Annotated in this window: 23 protein-coding genes; 13 read left to right on the forward strand and 10 right to left on the reverse strand. The window is 65.8% G+C overall.

What is annotated here, in order from left to right:
- Positions 1-10: 10 nt before the first annotated feature.
- The gene (locus VKI00_RS24375) at positions 11-205 is read right to left on the reverse strand and encodes a DUF3046 domain-containing protein (protein WP_414687279.1); all 195 of its coding nucleotides are present in this window, start codon (positions 203-205) and stop codon (positions 11-13) included.
- A gap of 10 nt (positions 206-215) precedes the next feature.
- Positions 216-1,388: a glycosyltransferase gene (locus VKI00_RS24380; protein ID WP_324442086.1), complete on the reverse strand. Its 1,173-nt coding sequence runs from the start codon at positions 1,386-1,388 to the stop codon at positions 216-218.
- A gap of 53 nt (positions 1,389-1,441) precedes the next feature.
- On the opposite strand from VKI00_RS24380, the gene VKI00_RS24385 reads away from it, so the two are divergent.
- Both VKI00_RS24385 and VKI00_RS24390 read left to right on the forward strand, forming a co-directional pair.
- Positions 1,442-1,864, forward strand: a complete 423-nt coding sequence (locus VKI00_RS24385) for a limonene-1,2-epoxide hydrolase (protein WP_324442088.1) — start codon at positions 1,442-1,444, stop codon at positions 1,862-1,864.
- Between the two features lie 4 nt (positions 1,865-1,868).
- Positions 1,869-2,267, forward strand: coding sequence for a DUF5313 domain-containing protein (locus VKI00_RS24390; protein ID WP_324442090.1), 399 nt, complete (start codon positions 1,869-1,871; stop codon positions 2,265-2,267).
- Here VKI00_RS24390 and VKI00_RS24395 read toward each other — a convergent pair.
- The gene (locus VKI00_RS24395) at positions 2,264-2,854 is read right to left on the reverse strand and encodes a TetR/AcrR family transcriptional regulator (RefSeq protein WP_324442092.1); all 591 of its coding nucleotides are present in this window, start codon (positions 2,852-2,854) and stop codon (positions 2,264-2,266) included. The genes VKI00_RS24390 and VKI00_RS24395 overlap by 4 nt on opposite strands.
- A 121-nt stretch (positions 2,855-2,975) precedes the next feature.
- Here VKI00_RS24395 and VKI00_RS24400 point away from each other — a divergent pair, with 121 nt between their 5' ends.
- Positions 2,976-3,851 carry an LLM class flavin-dependent oxidoreductase gene (locus VKI00_RS24400; protein ID WP_324442094.1) on the forward strand — a complete coding sequence of 292 codons (876 nt, stop codon included), beginning with the start codon at positions 2,976-2,978 and terminating at the stop codon, positions 3,849-3,851.
- Here the strand turns inward: VKI00_RS24400 and pspM are convergent, their stop codons facing one another.
- The 5 genes from pspM to pgsA all read right to left on the reverse strand — a co-directional run bounded on the left by pspM (position 3,852) and on the right by pgsA (position 7,121).
- Positions 3,852-4,679 (reverse strand): phage shock envelope stress response protein PspM, encoded by an 828-nt coding sequence (gene pspM / locus VKI00_RS24405; RefSeq protein WP_324442096.1) that lies wholly within the window; start codon positions 4,677-4,679, stop codon positions 3,852-3,854.
- Positions 4,680-4,693: 14 nt separating this feature from the next.
- Positions 4,694-5,521 carry a phage shock protein PspA gene (gene pspA, locus VKI00_RS24410; RefSeq protein ID WP_324442098.1) on the reverse strand — a complete coding sequence of 276 codons (828 nt, stop codon included), beginning with the start codon at positions 5,519-5,521 and terminating at the stop codon, positions 4,694-4,696.
- Between the two features lie 115 nt (positions 5,522-5,636).
- Entirely contained in the window at positions 5,637-5,960 is a 324-nt protein-coding gene (gene clgR / locus VKI00_RS24415; protein ID WP_324442100.1) for a transcriptional regulator ClgR, read from the reverse strand.
- A 98-nt stretch (positions 5,961-6,058) separates the two neighbouring features.
- Positions 6,059-6,547 carry a CinA family protein gene (locus VKI00_RS24420; protein WP_324442102.1) on the reverse strand — a complete coding sequence of 163 codons (489 nt, stop codon included), beginning with the start codon at positions 6,545-6,547 and terminating at the stop codon, positions 6,059-6,061.
- Positions 6,525-7,121 carry a CDP-diacylglycerol--glycerol-3-phosphate 3-phosphatidyltransferase gene (gene pgsA / locus VKI00_RS24425; RefSeq protein ID WP_324442104.1) on the reverse strand — a complete coding sequence of 199 codons (597 nt, stop codon included), beginning with the start codon at positions 7,119-7,121 and terminating at the stop codon, positions 6,525-6,527. Before pgsA ends, VKI00_RS24420 begins: the two co-directional genes overlap by 23 nt.
- Before the next feature lie 147 nt (positions 7,122-7,268).
- On the opposite strand from pgsA, the gene VKI00_RS24430 reads away from it, so the two are divergent.
- From VKI00_RS24430 to VKI00_RS24440, 3 genes are read left to right on the forward strand one after another with little or no spacing between them, the layout of a single operon-like run.
- On the forward strand, positions 7,269-7,754 hold the full coding sequence (locus VKI00_RS24430) for an amino-acid N-acetyltransferase (protein WP_414687281.1): 486 nt from the start codon (positions 7,269-7,271) through the stop codon (positions 7,752-7,754).
- Between the two features lie 3 nt (positions 7,755-7,757).
- Positions 7,758-8,468, forward strand: coding sequence for an SDR family oxidoreductase (locus VKI00_RS24435; RefSeq protein WP_324442108.1), 711 nt, complete (start codon positions 7,758-7,760; stop codon positions 8,466-8,468).
- Entirely contained in the window at positions 8,455-8,814 is a 360-nt protein-coding gene (locus VKI00_RS24440) for an SgcJ/EcaC family oxidoreductase (protein ID WP_324442110.1), read from the forward strand. Before VKI00_RS24435 ends, VKI00_RS24440 begins: the two co-directional genes overlap by 14 nt.
- Here the strand turns inward: VKI00_RS24440 and VKI00_RS24445 are convergent.
- Complete coding sequence (locus VKI00_RS24445) at positions 8,811-11,387, reverse strand: DNA translocase FtsK (RefSeq protein WP_324442112.1); 2,577 nt, start codon at positions 11,385-11,387, stop codon at positions 8,811-8,813. The genes VKI00_RS24440 and VKI00_RS24445 overlap by 4 nt on opposite strands.
- Before the next feature lie 51 nt (positions 11,388-11,438).
- Between VKI00_RS24445 and VKI00_RS24450 the strand changes: the two genes are divergently transcribed.
- From VKI00_RS24450 to VKI00_RS24480, 7 genes are all read left to right on the forward strand, one after another.
- On the forward strand, positions 11,439-11,753 hold the full coding sequence (locus VKI00_RS24450) for a putative quinol monooxygenase (RefSeq protein ID WP_324442114.1): 315 nt from the start codon (positions 11,439-11,441) through the stop codon (positions 11,751-11,753).
- Positions 11,754-12,575: a mycofactocin-coupled SDR family oxidoreductase gene (locus VKI00_RS24455; protein WP_324442116.1), complete on the forward strand. Its 822-nt coding sequence runs from the start codon at positions 11,754-11,756 to the stop codon at positions 12,573-12,575.
- A gap of 114 nt (positions 12,576-12,689) precedes the next feature.
- Complete coding sequence (locus VKI00_RS24460) at positions 12,690-13,139, forward strand: hypothetical protein (RefSeq protein WP_324442118.1); 450 nt, start codon at positions 12,690-12,692, stop codon at positions 13,137-13,139.
- A gap of 64 nt (positions 13,140-13,203) precedes the next feature.
- Complete coding sequence (locus VKI00_RS24465) at positions 13,204-14,019, forward strand: gluconate 2-dehydrogenase subunit 3 family protein (RefSeq protein ID WP_324442120.1); 816 nt, start codon at positions 13,204-13,206, stop codon at positions 14,017-14,019.
- The gene (locus VKI00_RS24470) at positions 14,012-15,754 is read left to right on the forward strand and encodes a GMC family oxidoreductase (protein WP_324442122.1); all 1,743 of its coding nucleotides are present in this window, start codon (positions 14,012-14,014) and stop codon (positions 15,752-15,754) included. The genes VKI00_RS24465 and VKI00_RS24470 overlap by 8 nt, the downstream gene beginning before the upstream one ends.
- Before the next feature lie 90 nt (positions 15,755-15,844).
- Complete coding sequence (locus tag VKI00_RS24475; protein ID WP_324442124.1) at positions 15,845-16,654, forward strand: phytanoyl-CoA dioxygenase family protein; 810 nt, start codon at positions 15,845-15,847, stop codon at positions 16,652-16,654.
- Between the two features lie 144 nt (positions 16,655-16,798).
- Positions 16,799-18,340 (forward strand): hypothetical protein, encoded by a 1,542-nt coding sequence (locus VKI00_RS24480; RefSeq protein WP_324442126.1) that lies wholly within the window; start codon positions 16,799-16,801, stop codon positions 18,338-18,340.
- A gap of 102 nt (positions 18,341-18,442) precedes the next feature.
- Here VKI00_RS24480 and VKI00_RS24485 read toward each other — a convergent pair.
- The coding region (locus VKI00_RS24485; RefSeq protein WP_324442128.1) for a ribonuclease J at positions 18,443-19,969 on the reverse strand (1,527 nt) is incomplete at its 5' end.

The following is a 19,969-nucleotide window of genomic DNA, read 5'->3' on the forward strand; positions in this document are numbered from 1 at the left end:
CTCGGTCGAGTCACCACTGCTCGCGGGGGACGTCGAAGTCGACGCACAGCGCCCGCCACACGTCGCGCGGGTCGGCGCCGTCCTCGATCGCTTGCGCGCCGGTGCGCCCGTCGAAACCGGTCAGCACGTGATCGGACAGCACCGAAGCGCCGTAGGTCGCGCCGAAACGCAAGGTCACTCGCTCGTGAAATTCCGTCAGGCGCACGCCGACCAAGTTACCCAGCGGGTGCGAGCGCTTCGTGGCACACCCTTACCGGGTCGGCGACATCGGTGACGCCGGCCGCCGCACGCTGGGCAGCGCCCCGGTAGCTCGGCGTGCAGAGCACCTTATCGACGGCGCTGACAAGTGCCTCGGCCGTCAACGGCCGAACCAGCTTCCCGCTGCCTTGGCGCGCCACCCGATTGGCGATCTCCCACTGATCCCCTCCCCCGGGAATCATCACCAGCGGCACACCGGCCAGCAGTGTCTTGGCCACCATTCCGTGCCCGCCGCCGCAGATCACTAGGTCGGCATGCGCCAGCAGTTCGTCTTGCCGTCCCAGTCCGGCCACCGCCCACGGCGGCACCGTCAGGTCCGGACCATTCAGCCGCGACACCACTAATCGCGCGCCGGCGGGCAAACCGGCGCCGGGCACCAGGGCATCCAAGGCGGTCTGGGCCATCCCGTGCGTCCCGGTCAGCGCCGTCGACGGCGCGACGACCACGACCGGCCCGGAGCCGGGCGGGATCGGCAGCAGTTGCTCGGTCGGCTCGAAGTGCAGCGGACCCACCAGGACGGCTTCGGCCGGCCAGTCCGGGCGCGGCACCTCCAAGGCGGGCAGCGTGGCGATCAGCCGCCGCAGCGGCCCGGGATCGGTTGCGGGCAAACCGATCTCGACGCGAACCTCCGCGCGCTGGCGTATGCCGGCGCGCCAGGATCGCGCGGTCAGCGCCCGCATCGCGGCGTCCCGCAGCCGGCCCCTGACACCGGTGCCGGGCGCGAGCCCGCTACCCAGCGGCGGCAGACCCTTCGACGGCAGGTACAGCGGATGCGGGTTCAATTCGATCCACGGGATTCCCAGCAGCTCGGCCGACATCCCGCCGCATGCGGTGATCACATCCGACAGCACGAGATCCGGCGCCAGCTCCCGTAGCTGCGGAAGGTTGAGCACGGCCATCCGCGCGGCGCGCTGGTGGATCTTGGCGCCGGCGTCCCGGTCGTCGTCTTCCGTGGTGGGGTCGAGTCCCGCGAGCTCGACGGCGTCGACGCCGGCCGCGCGTGCGGTTTCCAGCCATTCGGTGCCGGTCAGCAGGGTCGGCGTATCGCCGGCTGCGGAGAAACGTCGGCACAGCGCGATCGCGGGAAAGGAGTGCCCGGGATCTGGCCCGGCCACCACCGCGACGCGCATCGCCCTACCCTGCCACAGTGACCGGCTGCCCGAATCGCCTTAAGCTGGTGATCATGACCGAGCAGACTCTCGAAAACACGCGCGCGGTCGAGGTTTTCCTGCATGCGCTGCAGGACGCGGACCTCGAAACCGCAGGCGCCGCATTGGCCGAAGATCTGGTGTACCAGAACGTCGGTTTGCCGACAATCCACGGCCGCAACCGGGCGATGAAACTGTTCAGCTCGTTGGGTGGCGCCAGCGGGTTCGAGGTGAAGATCCACCGCATCGCCGCCGACGGTGCCTCCGTGCTCACCGAACGCACCGACGCGCTGATCTTCGGGCCGCTGCGGCTGCAGTTCTGGATCTGCGGCGTGTTCGAGGTCCACGACGGCGAGATCACGTTGTGGCGAGACTATTTCGACTTCTTCGACATGTTCAAGGCGACCCTGCGCGGCCTGGCCGGGTTGCTGGTGCCGTCACTGCGGGCATCGTTCTAGTGCCATGAGTACCGACGCCGTCAGGACCCGGCCCAACTTCTTTCAACTCGTCCGGTACTGCCTGGGCGCGCGACTACCCGACTCGATGCGGGACTGGGTGCGCAACGACTTGGCCGGCAAGGGTGCTGCGCGCCGAATGATGGTTCGCGTCGCGGTTCCGGCGATTTTGGTGCTCGCACCGTTCTGGTTGATTCCGACGACGCTGGACGTCCACCTGACTATGACGCTGCCGATCCTCATTCCGTTCGTGTACTTCTCGCATGCCCTCAACAAGGTGTGGCGGCGGTACATGTTGCGGGTGCACGGCCTCGACCCGGAACTCGTCGACGAAATCGCCCGCAAGCGCGATGCCCGCATGCACCAGTCCTACATCGAACGCTACGGGCCCCGGCCGAAGGACTAGCCGGACGGCTGGCGTCGCAGACCTGCGATGACGAGTCGCACCATTCGGCGTGCGTCGTAGTCGGGGTCCGCGTCAGCGCCGATACAGAGGTTGCCGATAGCGCGCATCAGCCCGTAAGCGTCGACGTCGGGAATGGTTTCGCCGGCCGCGGCCGCGGCGTCGAGCAACCGCACGCAGACGGGGACCAGTCGGTCGAGGAAGTAGGCGTGCAGCGTCTCGAACGCGGCGGAGTCGGGCCTCAAGGCGCCGGCCAGGCCGCGTTTGGTGACCAGGAAGTCGATGAAGAGATCGGTCCATTCCGTCAGTGCGGCAAGGGGCGAGCTGCGCGCTTCGAGAAGGGCTGGGCCGGACTCGGCGCAGGTTTCCACCTGGTGGCGGTAGACCGCGACGACGAGGTCGGCACGCGTCGGGAAATGCCGGTAGATCGTGCCGACGCCGACCCCGGCCCGAGCGGCGATGTCGCGCACGGGTACGTCGACCCCGGACGCGACAAACGCGGCGGCCGCCGCGCCGAGCAGGGCCTCTTCGTTGCGACGCGCGTCGGCCCGCTTCTTCGGGGTCGGTGACGTCGGTTCACCGTCAGCCACTGTGCGGCCATCCCTTCCGCTCCGGTGGTAAAACGGAACAGCGTTCCGCTACTGTCAACAAAAGGAACAGCGTTCCGATTTGTCTCAACCCTAGATCGCATTCCGGAAAGGAGAACGGTTTATGTCGCCGACCTCTGGAGTCCAGTTCGGGATCATGACCGCGCCGCAGCAGGTTGCTTACAACGACATCGTGCGGGTGTGGCGCGAGGCCGACGCGATCCCGCAGATCGAGCACGCGTGGCTGTTCGACCACCTCTTCCCAATCGCCGGAGATCGGGCCGGGCCGATCTTCGAAGGATGGACGCTGCTGTCCGCACTGGCCGCGCAGACCCACCGACTCAGAATCGGCCTGCTGGTCACCAGCAACCGCTTCCGGCCACCGGCGATGCTGGCCAAGGTCGCCACGACCGTCGACATCGTCTCCGGCGGGCGGCTCGACTTCGGCATCGGTGCCGGCTCCCGCCCGAGCGTGCCGACGGCTCGGCGCGAATACGCCGCACACGGTCTGCCGTACCACGACTTCTCGCATTCCGTCGAGAGCCTTGCGGAGGCGCTGACCACCATTCGCCGATTGTGGACCGAGACAGAGCCATTCGACTTCGACGGGGCTCACGTTCGGCTCGCGGGGGCGTTCGGCAACCCCAAACCGGTGCAACGACCGCACCCGCCGATCATGATCGGCGGACGATCTGACAAGTTGCTGCGCGTCGTGGCCGAGCACGCCGATTTGTGGAACATTCCCGGCGGCGACCTCGACGACGCAACGGCACGCAGCGCGCTGCTGGACCGCTGCTGCGCCGAGATCGGTCGCGACCCAGCCTCGATCGCTCGATCGATCTTCCTGCCGGTCGCCTACGACTGGCCCGGCGTCACCCGTACCGAAATCAGCCGTGTGATCGAGGCCGGCTTCGAGCACATCATCCTCGGGCTGGCCAATCCCTACCCGGACGGCGTCGCCCAGTGGGTTGTCGACGAGCTCATTGCCAAGAGCGGGTAACTAGCCGGTCTTCGGTAGCCCGCCGAGTTCGTCGAAGGCCTGCGCCCATCCGAGCAGACGATCGGTGGCGCCCGCCAACTCCGTCCGGTAACGCTGCTGTGCGCTCGGCAACGTCGCGGCGCCGCCCGAATCGCCGTTGGCCGACGATACTAATTGCGCTGCGGCAGTGACCATTTCGTTGTATTGACGCACGCCTGCGCCCAACTGTGCGGTGAACGCGTTGATGGAGGGCACCAGATATGTGCGTGATTGCGGCGTGTAGTTGGCCGCCCGCTCCATCGACACCACCTCGGCCGCCGTGGCAGCCATGGCGGCCGAACTCTTGTTGGCCGCCACTGTCAGGTCGCGAATCTCGCTGGCCGGCAACATGTTGCCCCGCTCCATCACCCCCAGCAGCGAGAAGAAGCCTCGTTCGGACGCCCCCAGCGCCGACATCGCCGACCGCGCCGCCGAACTCGGCGGCGGCAAGCGTCGGCCGCCGGTGGGCCGCTGCGCGGGCAGCGGCTCCGATCGCAGCCAGCGGTAGCGAATCAGCAGCAGCGTCGCGATCATCGCTTGCGCAACCGCGATCCCGCCGGTGATTTCCAGCAGCAACGCGAACCAGCCCCACGCCGCCAGGCCGGCCGTTACCACACCCCAGAACACACACCCGACGCTGAATATCAGGCCCCACCGCAGCGCACGTCGGCGCTGCCGCAGCAACCGGGCCCGTGGATCGGTGACGGCGCTGATTTTCCGCGCCACCAAGCCGGAAAGCTCATCGGCGGTGTCCAGACCGCGTTGCAGCAATGCGCGCCACGACGCGCTGCCACCGGATTGCACCGCCATCTCGCTCCGTTCGCCTACTGCTGGCCGATTGGCTTCTCGGCGGGGGCAGCTTTCGGGGCCGCCGCCGAGGTGCCCGGGGTAGCCGCACCGTCGGCGGCCGGTCCTCCGGCGGGCAACGCGTCGCCGCGCATCGATGCGCGGATCTGCTCCAACCGCGAGTGGCCGGCCATCTCCACGGTGGCCTGCTGGACCTCGAGCATGCGGCCCTGAACCGAGTTCTGCGCCAACTCGGCCTCACCCATCGCGTTGGCGTAGCGGCGTTCGATCTTGTCGCGCACCTCGTCGAGGCTCGGGGTGGTCCCCGGAGCGGCGATCTCGCTCATCGACCGCAGCGACTTGCTGACCTGTTCCTGCATCTTGGCCTGCTCGAGCTGGCTGAGCAGCTTGGTGCGCTCGGCGATCTTCCGCTGCAGGACCATCGCGTTTTGCTCGACGGCCTTCTTGGCCTGCGCCGCCGCGCCAAGCGCCTGGTCGTGCAACCCCTTGAGGTCTTCCACGCTCTGCTCGGCGGTCACCAACTGGGCCGCAAAAGCCTCGGCGGCGTTGTTGTACTCGGTGGCCTTGGCGGTGTCCCCGGCGGCGGTGGCCTGGTCGGCCAGTGTCACTGCCTGCCGGACGTTGACCTGGAGCTTTTCAATGTCGGCAAGCTGCCGGTTGAGCCGCATCTCGAGTTGCCGCTGGTTGCCGATCACCTGCGCGGCTTGCTGGGTCAGCGCCTGGTGCTGCCGCTGCGCTTCCTCGATGGCTTGCTGAATCTGAATCTTGGGGTCGGCGTGCTCGTCGATTTTCGAGTTGAACAGCGCCATGACGTACTTCCACGCTTTGACGAACGGATTGGCCATGGATTTAGCTCCGCCTTCGTGTCTAGTTGTCTGCCAGATGGACTACAGCGCTCACCTTGAAGCTCAATTTATCGGTTCGACGCGGATTGCCACACCCTTGCTGCCGCAAAGCGGGCTAGGCAACGGCCATGGAGACGACCGGCGGGATGACGACCTTGGTGCTGACGTCGATATTGGCCGCGCTGGCCGGGGCAACCGCGTGCTCCCGGCGCGCCAGTTGCTCACCCGCCTCGACAAGCAGCTGCGACAACGGCACATCCAACGCGTCGCAGATCGCGCTCAGCAGCTCGCTGGACGCCTCCTTGCGACCGCGCTCGACCTCGGACAGATACCCCAGGCTGACCCGCGCAGCGTCTGAGACTTCGCGCAACGTCCGGGCTTGTTTGGTTCGGGCCCGACGCAGCACGTCGCCGAGGACCTCGCGCAGCAATGACGGCATCCCGCTCTCCTTAATCCGTTCAGCGGAGACAGTTCATCAGGGTCAACGACCGCCGCGCGGCCTTTGGTTCCCGCGCGGCGGCTTTCGGACTGAGAGATTCACGCTGCCGCGACCAGCGCACGCAGCCTGCTGATCGACTCGCGCACCGCCGAGACGCGGATATCCCAGCGTGTTCCGCTGAACTTCAGCTCGACCACCTCGGTATCGACTGGCCCGGCCAGGCCCATGAATACCGTGCCCACCTCGTGCCCACCATGCGGCTCGGGCCCGGCGACGCCGGTCAATCCGACGCCCCAGGTGGCGTCACACCGTTGGCGGGCGCCGACCGCCAGCGCCCGGGCGGTCGGGCCGGCCACCGGCCCGACCTCGTCGAGAATCTGCGGCGCAACCCCGGCCAGCACGACCTTGGTGTGCTCGGTGTAGGTGATCAGGCCGCCGCGCAGTACCTCGCTGGCGCCGGCCACCCCGGCGAGGGTGGCGGCGAGCAGCCCGGCGGTCAGCGACTCCGCGGTGGCGACGCTCTGCTTGCGGACCGTCAGATCCGCCACCAATCCGCGGGCGTCGTCAGTCAGCAGCGGGTCGTCCACGGACATCCCTTGCGGCGGAGATGACGTAGTCCACGCCGGTGACCAGGGTCAACACGATCGCGGCAGCCATTACGACCGACGCCGCCACCAGCCACGATCCCGACAGCGGCAGGATGAACAATCCGATCGCGACGGCCTGCACGAGGGTTTTGAGTTTGCCGCCACGACTGGCGGGGATGACGCCGCGGCGCAGCATGGCGAACCGCAACACGGTGATCCCGACCTCGCGAGCAAGGATCACCACCGTCACCCACCATGGCAGATCGCCGAGCATCGACAGCCCGATCAGGGCCGCGCCGATGAGCGTCTTGTCCGCGATCGGGTCGGCCATCGTGCCGAATTCGGTCACCATGCCGTAATTGCGCGCCAGCGCGCCGTCGATTTTGTCGGTGACGACGGCGACGGCGAAAACCACGAAAGCGGCAATGCGGCTGACGGTTTCGTGACCATTTCCGGCAAACAGCACCAGCAGGAATACCGGCACTAGTACCAGCCGCAGCAGCGTGAGCACATTGGCGAGATTGGTGACGCGAACGCGCGGGACTACCGGACCGGTTTGAGGTTGCCCCGACACAGCATCAGAATATCGGTTGCCGACCGGCTGGACCTGATGACCCGCTCCTCCTCATCGCGCTTCGCGCTCTGCATCGTCACGGGTGGCACCGAAGCCGATACTGTTCAATTCGTGAACGCAGCAGGCGGTCCACCAGCCAACCGGCCGGTGATCCGGCGCGCGCGGACCTCTGACGTATCGGCGATCAAGCGGCTCGTTGACACCTACGCCGGCAAGATCCTGCTGGAAAAGAACCTGGTAACGCTGTATGAGGCCGTCCAGGAGTTCTGGGTGGCTGAGCAGCAGGGCGAGGTGGTCGGTTGCGGCGCGTTGCACGTGCTGTGGTCCGACCTGGGCGAGGTGCGTACGGTGGCCGTCGCTCCCGCATTGACCGGCCAGGGCATCGGCCATGCCATCGTCGACAAGCTTCTTCAGGTCGCCCGTGAACTGCAACTGCAGCGTTTGTTCGTCTTGACCTTCGAAACCGAGTTCTTCGGCCGGCACGGCTTCACCGAGATCGAAGGCACGCCGGTGACCGCCGAGGTGTTCGACGAGATGTGCCGCTCGTACGACATCGGTGTCGCTGAATTCCTCGACCTGAGCTACGTCAAGCCGAACATCCTGGGCAACTCACGGATGCTGCTGGTGCTGTAGCGAATGACCGCTGAACCCGTTGTCGTCATCACCGGCGCTTCACAGGGCATCGGCGCGGGGCTGGTCGCCGGCTACCGCAGGCTCGGCTACGCCGTCGTCGCCAACTCGCGCACCATCGACGCAAGTGAGGACCCGATGGTGCTCGCAGTTCCCGGCGATATCGCGCAGCCCGGCATCGGCCAGCGCATCGTCGATGCCGCGCTGGAGCGGTTCGGACGGATTCAGACCGTCGTCAACAATGCGGGCATCTTCATCGCCAAGCCGTTCATCGAGTACACCGACGAGGACTATGACGCCATCACCGGAGTGAATCTCCGTGGCTTCTTCGAGGTTTCCCGTGCGGCGGTGTCGGCGATGCTGACCCGCGGGGAAGGCGGCCACCTGGTCAACGTGTCCACCAGCCTGGTCGACAACGCAAACTCTGCGGTTCCATCCGCATTGGCATCGCTGACCAAAGGCGGTTTGAACGCAGTGACCAAAGAACTGGCCATCGAATACGCGAAGCACGGGATCCGGTGTAACGCAGTCGCTTTGGGCGACATTCGCACCCCCATGCACGACGCAGCGACCTACCAGGCACTGGCCAAGATGCATCCGCTGGGGCGCATCGGCGACATCGACGATGTCGTCGAGGCCGTGCTGTACCTGGAGAACGCGCACTTCGTCACCGGCGAGATCCTGCACGTGGACGGTGGTCAAAGTGCCGGACACTGACGCCCTGCGCGAGGCGCTCGACCAGTGGAAGGCCGCCATCGACGCGCAGCAGCCCGAACGGGTGTCCCAGGTATTCACCGAGGACGCCATCTTCCAGGGTCTGCGCCCCTATAGCGTTGGCCGCCAAGGCGTCACCGACTACTACGCGAGCCAATCGCCGGGCATGACGGTCGACTACCAGATCCTTGAGACCCGAAGGCTGGCTGCAGACCTGGTGCTCGGATACGTCCACGCCGACTTCGCCTTTCCCGATCGGCCCACGGTCGGCGTGTCCATCGGAGTGGTGGTCAGGCGCGACGAGGACGGCTGGAGCATCGCCTACTACCAGGCGTCTCGGGTGGGCTAACCAGTTTCGCCGTCGTCGTCGCCGGCGCCACCGTCCACACCGCGGATGGACATCAGCGTCGCGGCCAGCTCGTCGGGCTTGACCAGCACGTCGCGGGCTTTCGATCCCTCACTGGGGCCGACGATCCCGCGAGTTTCCATCAAATCCATCAACCGGCCGGCTTTGGCGAACCCGACCCGAAGCTTGCGCTGCAGCATCGACGTGGAGCCGAACTGGCTGGACACCACCAGCTCGACGGCTTGTAGGAAGACGTCCATGTCGTCGCCGATATCGGGGTCGACATCGGTGCGTTCGCCGGTGGGCTTGGCGGTGGTGACGCCGTCGGTGTACTGAGGTTCGGCCTGCTCTTTGCAGGCGGTGACGACGGCGTGAATCTCTTCGTCGGTGATGTACGCACCCTGCAGGCGGATCGGTTTGCTCGCGCCCATCGGCAGGAACAGGCCGTCACCCATGCCGATCAGCTTCTCGGCGCCCGCCTGGTCCAGGATCACCCTGCTGTCGGTGAGCGACGACGTCGCAAACGCCAGCCGGGACGGCACATTGGTCTTGATCAGGCCGGTGACCACGTCGACCGACGGCCGCTGGGTGGCCAGTACCAGGTGGATGCCGGCGGCGCGGGCCTTCTGGGTGATCCGCACGACGGCGTCCTCGACGTCGCGGGGCGCGGTCATCATCAGGTCGGCCAGCTCGTCGACGATCGCGACCACGTAGGGGTAGGGCCGGTATTCGCGCTGGCTGCCCAGCGGCGCGGTGATCGCGCCGGAACGCACCTTCTCGTTGAAGTCGTTGATGTGACGCACCCGCGACGCCTGCATGTCCTGGTAGCGCTGTTCCATCTCCTCGACCAGCCATGCCAGCGCGGCGGCGGCCTTTTTCGGCTGGGTGATGATCGGCGTGATCAGATGCGGAATGCCTTCATAGGGAGTCAGTTCCACCATCTTCGGGTCGATCAGGATCATCCTGACTTCTTCCGGGGTGGCCCGCGCCAGCAGTGACACCAGCATCGAGTTGACGAAGCTGGACTTACCGGACCCGGTCGAACCGGCCACCAGCAGATGCGGCATCTTGGCCAGATTCCACGAAATGTATTCGCCCTCAATGTCTTTGCCCAGAGCGATGACGAGCGGGTCGTGATCGCGTCGCGTCGACGGCGCGGTGAGCACGTCGGCCAGCCGCACCATCTCGCGATCGGTGTTGGGCACCTCGATGCCGACAGCCGACTTGCCCGGGATCGGCGCCAGCATCCGGACGAATTCGGTGGCAACCGCGTAGGCGATGTTCTTCTGCAGCGCGGTGATCTTCTCCACCTTCACGCCCGGGCCCAGCTCCACCTCGTAGCGAGTGACCGTCGGCCCACGGGTGCAGCCGGTGACCGCCGCGTCGACCTTGAACTGCTGCAGCACCGACGTAATCGCTTCGGCCATCTGATCGTTGGCGGCGCTGCGTTTCTTGGGTGGATCGCCGGCCACCAGCAGGCTCAGCGGCGGCAGCGTGTAGGGCCCTTCGACGACCCGGTCCAGCACCAAGGTCTCTTGCGTGCCGGTGGATTTGGTGCGGCGTCGGCTGCGCGACACGGTGGGCTCCGGCACTGTCGGGCTGTCGTCCGCACCGACGGGAGAGGGCCAGGCCTGCGCTTCGTCGTCGCCGTAGGACGACGGGTCGTCGTAGTAGCCGTCGGAAAAGTCTTCGGCTATGCCACTTTCCACGTCTGGGTCGGCGTCGTACGCCTCGTTCTCGGCGTCGTCGCCGTCGAACATCCGGGTGCCGAACAGCGATCGCAGCGTGTCGGGCACCTCACGGATCGTGGTGCCGCTCAACAGCAGCACTCCGAACAGCGCGCCGATGAACAGCAGCGGCGCGCAAATCCATGCGGTCAACCCCTCCGAGAGCGGTCCGCCGATGGCGAATCCGATGAATCCCGCCGCGTGCGCGCGTCCGACCGGACTGTCCGGCGAACCGGCCCACAAATGCCACAGCCCCAGCACCGGCAGCGCGACCATCGCCGCACCCAGAACCAGCCGCGGCCGTGCCTCCGGATTGGGCTCGGTGCGCATCAACAGCACCGCTATGGCCGCGGTGACCACCGGCAGCAGCGCCACCGCCGAGCCGATGAATATCCGCAGCACCGAGTCGACCCATGCGCCGATCGGCCGTGCGGCGTCGAACCACGAGCTGGCGGCGACGACGACCGCGAGCCCCAGGAGGGCCAGGGCAATCCCATCCCGGCGGTGCCCCGGGTCGATGTCGCGCGCGCGGCCGACCGACCGCGCCGTGGTGCCGGTTCCCTTGGCGACCATCAGCCACGTCGCCCGCACGGCCCGTCCGCAGGTCAGCCCGGCGCTGGTGACCAGCGAGTGATTGCGGCGCCGGGCGGGCCTGCGCGGCGCCTTGACCGGCTTGCGCCGGGGCCGCGTCGACCGGGATCCGGCCTTTGACCTGCTCGTTCGGGCGCTGGACCGGGCGACAGTCTTGCTAGCCATGCAGGCAAGCCTAATCGCAAATGCACCATCTACACCATCCGCCACACTGGTTAACACCGTCTGGCGGCCCAACCGGGCGTTTAACCCCTGCATCAGCCCAGTAGGGTGACAGCCGTCACTTCGCCAAGCTTGCAGGAGGCCCGTATGCCCGTCGTCGTCGTCGCCACCTTGACCGTCAAACCGGAATCGGTCGACACCGTCCGCGACATCCTCACCACCGCGGCCGAGGAGGTGCACGAGGAGCCCGGCTGCCAGCTGTATGCGGTACATCAAACGGGCGACACCTTCGTCTTCGTCGAGCAATGGGCCGACGCAGAGGCGCTCAAGACCCACAGCGCCGCCCCGGCGCTCGGCAAGATGTTCAGCGCGGTCGGCGAGCATCTGGCCGGAGCCCCGGATATCAAGACGTTGCAGCCCGTTCCGGCGGGCGATCCCGGCAAGGGACAGTTGCGCGCCTAAATGGCCGGGCAGCTAAAGGGGAAGGTTGCCTTCATCACCGGCGCCGCCCGCGGCCAGGGCCGTGCCCACGCGGTGCGACTGGCGTCCGAGGGCGCCGACATCATCGCTGTCGACCTGTGCGATCAGATCGCCAGCGTGCCCTACCCGCTGGCCAGTCCCGACGATCTGGCGGCGACCGTCAAGCTCGTCGAGGACACCGGCGCGCACATCGTGGCCAAGCAGGGTGACGTGCGGGATCAGGCCGCGCTGGCGACTGCGCTGCAAGCCGGTCTCGACGAGTTCGGTCGGCTGGACATCGTGGTGGCCAACGCGGGCATCGCGCCGATGCAATCGGGTGCCGACGGTTGGCGCGACGTCATCGACGTCAATCTCACCGGTGTCCACCACACCGTCGAGGTTGCGATACCCACGATGCTGGCCCAAGGCGACGGTGGATCGATCGTGCTGATCAGTTCGGCCGCCGGCCTGGCCGGTATCGGCAGCCCCGACGCGGGCTCCATCGGCTACGCAGCGGCCAAACACGGTCTGGTCGGGTTGATGCGGGTTTACGCCAACCATCTTGCACCGCACAGCATTCGGGTTAATTCGGTGCATCCGGCCGGTGTCGACACACCGATGATCAACAACGAGTTCACCCGGGGTTGGCTGGCTCGGCTGGTCGCCGAGTCCCCTTCGCCGCCGGACATGGGCAACGCGATGCCGGTGCAGGTGCTCACCCCGGAGGACGTCGCCAACGCGGTGGCGTGGCTGGTGTCTGATCAGGCGCGCTACATCACGGGCATCGCCCTGCCGGTCGATGCCGGCTACCTCAACAAGCGGTAATAAGGCTTAGACACCCCAGCCAGCCCGGCACCGCGAACCCGAATCGGTGCCATTCCGACACGCCGCGCCGGGAGCATCCCCAGGTCAGCCTCATTACGGCGTCATACTCAGGCCGTGGCCAGCAACGAAGCTGCCCGCTCGACCGGTTCGTTGGCGCCGATTCCCCGGCGCCAGGTCTCCGGTGTCTACCGATTCCTGTCGCCGCACCAAGCCGCGGTGCTCGACGCCGCCATCGGCCGCTTGGCTCCCGGGCCGGAGCGCGGCGCGGTGGACGTGGTCAGCTACGTGGACCGGCTGCTGTCGCTGGTCGACACCCAGGCCGTTGTGCGTCGGATGCGGGTTGCCGACCTGCGCGACCAGCACACCAAGGGCATCGCGCTGCTCGACCAGCTGGCCGGCGGCGACTTCACCGCGGTGCCGCGACTATGCCAAGACCTCATCGTGTCCCACACTCAGGTCGCGCCGTTCGCCAGCTTGCTGTTCGATCACATCGTCAACGCGATCTACGCCCCGCCGGAAAACATTCAGCGCGACGCCGCGGACCGCTACCACGAAACCGGATAGCAAATCCGACACGCCGGACGCGGGGATTCCCTGGGCGGCTCCAAATTCACGTCATAATCTGCCCGTGGCCAGCGACGGGCCAGCCCGCAAATACGGTCTGTCGGCGCCGGTGTCCCGGCGCACGGTGCTCGGCGGGCTAAGCCTGCTGCCGCTGGTCGCCATAAACGGCATCCCGGTGGCCGCTTCCGCCGATCCCCCCGTTGTTGCCGATGCCGCCGACACGCCGTACTTGTACCTCTCTGCGCACCAGGCCGCGGTGCTCGACGCCGCCACCCGCCGCCTGGTCCCCGGACCGGCAGACAGCTCGCAGGAAACCACCCCGGGGGCGCACGAAGCAAACGTGGTCTGCTACCTCGACATCATGCTGTCGGCGTTCTCTTTCTCGCCGGCCAAGGTGCACGCCGGCGGGCCGTGGAGCAATCGCGCCGGTGGCGCGCAAGACTTCATGGCCAACTTCGTCCCGCTCGACCGCGCCCAGAACTACGCGTGGCAACAGCGGATCGGCAACCTTCGCAGCCAATACACCACCGGCATCGCGCTACTTGACCAGCTGGCCGGCGGCGACTTCACCTCGGTGTCGACGGCGAAACAGGACAGCATCCTGACGACCGGTCAGGCGGTGACCTTCACCCAGTTGCTGTTCGGTCACACCATCGAGGGGATGTACTCCGTGCCGGAGTACGGGGGCAACGCGAATCTCGTCGGCTGGCAGGACATCAAGTGGCCAGGGGACGTCCAGCCGCGGGGCTACACGGACGCCGAGGTCGAGGGGTCCGCAGGCGACATGGCGGCGATGAGCGGGATCATCGGTTTGCTGGTGCGCGGAGGGTGGATGCAGGCCGTCGCGAAGATGGGCGGAAAAGGCGGCGTCAATGCCTAAAGCGATCATCGTCGGCTCGGGACCGGGCGGGTCGGTGATGGCGATGGAACTCGCCGAGGCCGGCTGGGACGTCGTGATCTTCGAGATGGGGCCTAGCTACTACACCAACATCGAAGGGCAAGGGCCGTTCGGAACGGTGTTCTCCAACGACGAGCTCAAGTCGCAGTACCGCTACTTCGAGCAGCCCGACCCGCTGGCCTACCCGCGCACGTTTCGCCAAATGGCCAGCCAGAACGCGGCGAACACCTACGTCGGCGACGTCAACGACCTGCCCAACCAGGTCGGTGGCGCGTTCCCGCACTCGGACGTGAAGGTCACCCGGATGTGGGACATCGACTTCAAGGGACTGTCGCTGCTCGGCCCGGTGCCCGGTGCGGATATGGCGGATTGGCCGTTCGAGTACAGCGAGCTCGCGCCGTACTACGACGAGGTGGAGACGGTGATCGGAGTGCAAGGCGACGTCGCGTCGATACCCGCGTTCGTCCAGAAGCACCAGCCGCAATCCAAGCCCTTCCCGATGCCGCCAGGGGCACAGATGCGCTCGTCGATGCTGCTTGCCGCAGGCGCGAAGCGCGTTGGGCTGCATCCCTTTCCGTTTCCAATGGCGGCCAATTCGGTCGAATACAACGGCTCCCCGGCGTGCAACAACTGCGGGTTCTGTTCGGGCTACGGGTGTCCGATCTCCGCCAAGCCGGTCAACCTCATCATGCTGCGGCGCGCCCTGCACACCGGGCGGGCGCAGTTGCGGCCACAGACGACCGTCACGCAGGTCAACTACACCGGCCGCCGGGCCACCGGCGTCAGCTATCTCGACCCGCAGGGCAATCCCGGCGGGGAGAGCGCCGACGTTGTTGTGCTGGCTTGCTCCGCGGTCCTGTCGCCGCGTCTGGCGCTGCTTTCCAACCTGCCTGATCCCTACGGCCGCATCGGCAAACGGATCATGTTCCAAAACTTCTACGACGGCTTCGCCATCTTCCTCAACCAGCGAGTGCACGCCTACCGCGGTCGCTCGAACACGCAGGTCATGTTCGACTTCAACGATCCGGACTTCCCCGGAGCGCGACTCTACGCCCGGCTGGCCGGCCTGCCCTACATCCGTGCCGGCCTGTGCGAGCTCGGCGGCAGCCAGAACCCGATCGCCGAAGGCAAGTTCTACCAGGAGATCCTCGGGCTTATACCGGGTGTGCAGTTTTTCGGCAGCACGTTCAAGGAGCTGATGCGCGAATCGCTGCTGCGCGACCGGCTCGCCGGCGTCGACTGTTTCGGCACCGACATGCCGTACCTGACCAACAACGTCACGCTCGACCCGACGATCAAAGACCTCAACGGGCAGCCCGCACCCCGGGTCACCTACAAGATCGGAAAGTTCGAGCAGGTCTCGCAAAGCTTCTTCATCCCGCTGCTTTCCACGATGTGTGGCGCATCCGGCGCACAGCTCTACGCCGCGGTAGCGCAGAGCACCGCAAATTCCCTGAATGGCACCGCACCGCCGACGGGCCTGCACACCATGGGCGGGATGCAGATGGGCGTCAACCCGATGACAAGCGTCGTCGATGGGAATGGCCGAATGCACCAGATGGACAACGTGTTCTGCGCCGACAGCGGCGTATTCGCGACCTCAGGCGGCTCTAATCCGACCAACACGATCATGGCGGTCGCGCTGCGTACCGCGCGCGGGCTCACCGGCAGGCGGCCCCTCTCACCGACCCCCGCGGCCGGCGCGGCATTTGGCTGAGCGGGTTGCTAAACGCTAGCCGAGTACCGTGAGAGGCGATGCGGCGCCGAGTTGCAACGACGATCTCGTCAGCTGCCGGAAGAGGGAACGATGTCGAACGGTCAAGCGCTCGAAGAACTCCGGACACAGGGCTACGTCATCCTCCGCGACGTCGTTTTGGACCCGATCCTCGAGGAAGTACGCAGGGCGCTTCGCCCACTCTTGGACCGGCAGGCGTGGGGTAAGGGCGAGTTTTTCGGCAATCGGACCAAGCGCGTCCACAACATTCTTGCCAAGACCCGCGCCGTCGATTCCCTTGTCGCCCACCCAGCGGTCCTGGAGCTCCTCCGGGGCACGCTCATCCAGCCTCAGGTTTCGATTGTGAACGCGATCGAGATCCATCCGCGCGAGACCGCTCAGTTTCTTCATCAAGACGATGTGGTGTTTCCGATCGCTCGTCCCCATCCACCCTTGATCGTCAACACCATGTGGGCCCTAACCGAGTTCACCCCCCAGAACGGCGCAACCCAGCTGGTGCCGCGAAGTCAGGACGCGACCGAGCTGGACAAAAATCCTTCGATCGTGACCGCGGAGATGGAACCGGGGTCCGTTCTCGTCTGGTACGGCGGGCTCTTCCACGGCGGAGGCGCCAACTGCGCCCAACGGCCGCGCCTCGGATTGAACGTGAACTACAACTGCGCCTGGCTTCGTCAGCAAGAGAACCAGTATCTCGCAATCCCGCGGACAGTCGCCATGAGCCTTCCTGATGAGTTCCTTCGCCTTCTGGGCTACGACACCCACATCGATATCTACGGCTTGGTTGACCACCGTCACCCCCTCGGTGCACTAGGTCGTGAGGCGCCGTCAATCGCTTCGGGAGGAGGCGAAATTCTCGCCGGGCTCACCACGAGTGCCGAATAATCGCGTCCCTCCCCGAATGCCACACGAATTTGCCGCGGGATCACCGCTTTTCATCGTCCCCGGTGCAGTCATTCTGCTAGACTCCATATCCGCTACTGACCCAGGTCACACCCGCGGAGTTCTGCGATGGGTTCTCGTCGAATAGTGCGTATCCTCGGCGCAACTGCCGGTGGCCTGCTCGCCGCCGCGTTCCTCCCTATGGCCATTGCTCTCGCCGACGACGCCTCCGACACTGGCGTTTTCGACCCCCTCTTTCAGAATTTCTTCGGGTTCGTGCACGATGCGTCGCAACCTTCGACCGTCTATTCGATAACCGGGGAACCGCCTATTTTCCAGGACATTCACGAGAGCGAACTCTTCACCACCGACCCCACCGCCACGCTCTCGGGCGGGTCGTTCGAGGTTGACAACGAAGTTATAACGAGCGCATTCGGCCCTGCCAGCTCCGAACTCCTTGTCACCAGCTCAGCCGGCACGAGTGCCCCGCCCGTCGGATCGGTGTACGACGTCATCGACATCGGTTACGGCTTTGAGAATGTCTACTCCGACATCGCGCCAACCACGCCCGGCGGCGCAGACACCCTCTCGGATACTTTGGTGACGCCCTTCGGAGATCTTCCCCTCACGACTTCCGTCCACGCGTTCTTAGATCCCACGGAAGCGTTTTTCCTCTACCAGCCCACCGATCCGTCGACTAACCCTACGGATCCGTTGGCAGTCACCTCCGAGAACGACATCACCAACGCCTCGTCCTTTTTCAACCAATACTTCCAGGATCTCTTTGGATTCGAGCAGGACGCGTCGCAACCAACAACGGTCACTGATATAGCTGCGATCCCACCCTTTTATCAGAGCGTTCACCTGACCGAATCCTTCAACACCAACCCCACCGGCACGCTTGCGGCCGGGTCGTTCGAGGCTCAAAACAACGTTCTCACGAATACGATGGGCCCGCATTTCTCCGAACTCGTCGTTACCAGCTCCGAGCAAGGCACGAGTGCCCCGCCGGTCGGATCGGTGTACGAGATTAACAACATGGGTTCGGGCTTTGAGAATGTCTACTCCGACATCGCGCCAACGACGCCCGGCGGAGCCGACACGCTTTCGGACACCCTGGTGACGCCGTACGGGGACATTCCCCTGATGACCGACTTGCACGCGTTCTTCAACTCCACGTATTCGTACTTCCCCTTCCAACCAACGGATCCGTCAGCGGTGGCCCTTGGCGACGACACCACCGACTTCGATTCCACCCAACCCTTCGCTTTCTTCGGATTCGAGCACGATGCGTCGCAACCGACAACGGTCACTGGGATATCGGGAATTTTGCCTTCAAATAACAGCATTCACCTAAACGAATTCTTCGACACCGACCCCACTCACACGCTCTCGGCTGGGTCGTTCCAGGCTGACAGCAACGTTATAACGACTGCGATGGGCCTCTCGAACTCAGTAATCGTCGTCACCAACTCCGAGGAGGGCACGAGCGCCCCGCCGGTCGGATCGGTGTACGCCGTTATCAACATTGGTAGTGGGTTTGAAAATTTCTACTCCGACATCGCGCCGACGACGCCCAGCGGCGCGGACACGCTCGCAGATACCTTGGTGACGCCCTTCGGTGACATCCCCCTCATGACCGACTTTCACTCGTTCTTGGATCCCGCCGATCTGTTCTTCTCCTTCTAGCCGCATAACACCCAGCCGAACATGCTGCGCAGCAGCGCAATTCACACAGTCGTCGGCGCACTTTGAAGTACGAAGCCTTGTTTAAGTTTCGCGAGCTGAAACCTAGATTTCGATAACCGTCGGCACGATCATCGGCTGGCGGCGATAGGTCTCCCCCACCCACTTGCCGACCGTACGGCGGACCGCCTGCGCGATCCGGATCGGGTCGGTGACGTTCTCGGCCGCCAACGATTCCAGCTCTGCCTCGACCTTGCGGACGGCCGGCTCCAACGCCTTGGGATCTTCGGAAAAGCCGCGCGAGTGCAGCTGCGGTGCGGCCGCCGGGCGCCCGGTCCCGCGTCGCACGACCACGGTCACCGCGACGAAACCCGACGACAGGATGAGCCGCTCGCCCAACGTGATATCGCCGACGTCACCGGTGATCAGCCCGTCGACGAACATCTTGCCGACCGGCACCGCGCCGGCTATGCCGACCTTGCCCGCAACGAGGTCGACGCTGACACCGTTCTCCGCCAAGACAATCGACGATTCGGGCACTCCCGTGCTGGCGGCAAGCTTGGCATTTGCCCGCAGCATCCGCCAGGTGCCGTGCACGGGCATGACGTTACGGGGCCGTATCCCGTTGTACAGGAACAGCAGTTCGCCCGCGTAGGCGTGGCCGGAAACATGCACGCGGACTTGCTGATTGGTGACAATCCGGGCACCGATCTTGGCCAATGAGTCGATGACGCCGTAGACGGCTTCCTCGTTACCCGGTATCAGCGACGACGACAGGATGATCAGGTCCTCGGCGGTCAGCGTGATGCTGCGATGCTCGCCGCGGGACATCCGCGACAGCGCCGACATCGGCTCGCCCTGAGTTCCGGTGGTGATCAGCACGATCTGCTCGGGCGCCATCATCTCCGCGGCACCGATGTCGATCAGGTCGGAATCGTCCACCCGTAGGAAACCCAACTCCCGGGCAATACCCATGTTGCGCACCATCGACCGCCCGACGAACGACACCCGGCGGCCCAACGCCACCGCGGCGTCGATGATCTGTTGCACCCGATCGACATTGGAGGCGAAGCACGCCACCAGGACGCGGCCGTGCGCACCCCGGATCAGCCGGTGCAGCGTCGGGCCGACCTCACTTTCCGACGGCCCGACGCCGGGAACCTCGGCATTGGTCGAGTCGCACAAGAACAAGTCCACGCCGGCGTCGCCGAGCCGGGACATGCCCGGCAGGTCGGTGGGGCGCCCGTCCAGCGGAAGCTGGTCGAGCTTGATGTCGCCGGTGTGCAAAACGGTTCCGGCCGCGGTGCGCACCGCGATAGCCAGCGCGTCGGGAATGGAATGGTTGACGGCGAAATACTCGCATTCGAACACCCCGTGCGTGCTGAGCTGGCCCTCCGCCACCTCCACGAACACCGGCTTGAGGCGGTGCTCACGACATTTCGCCGCGACCAACGCCAGCGTGAACTTCGAACCGACGACCGGGATGTCCGGACGCAGCTTGAGCAGAAACGGAATCGCCCCGATGTGGTCCTCATGCGCGTGGGTCAGCACCAGCGCCTCGACGTCGTCGAGCCGGCCCTCGATATGACGCAGATCGGGCAGGATCAGGTCGACGCCGGGTTCGTCGTGGGT

This window comes from Mycobacterium sp. (assembly GCF_035314665.1).
GTDB lineage: Bacteria > Actinomycetota > Actinomycetes > Mycobacteriales > Mycobacteriaceae > Mycobacterium.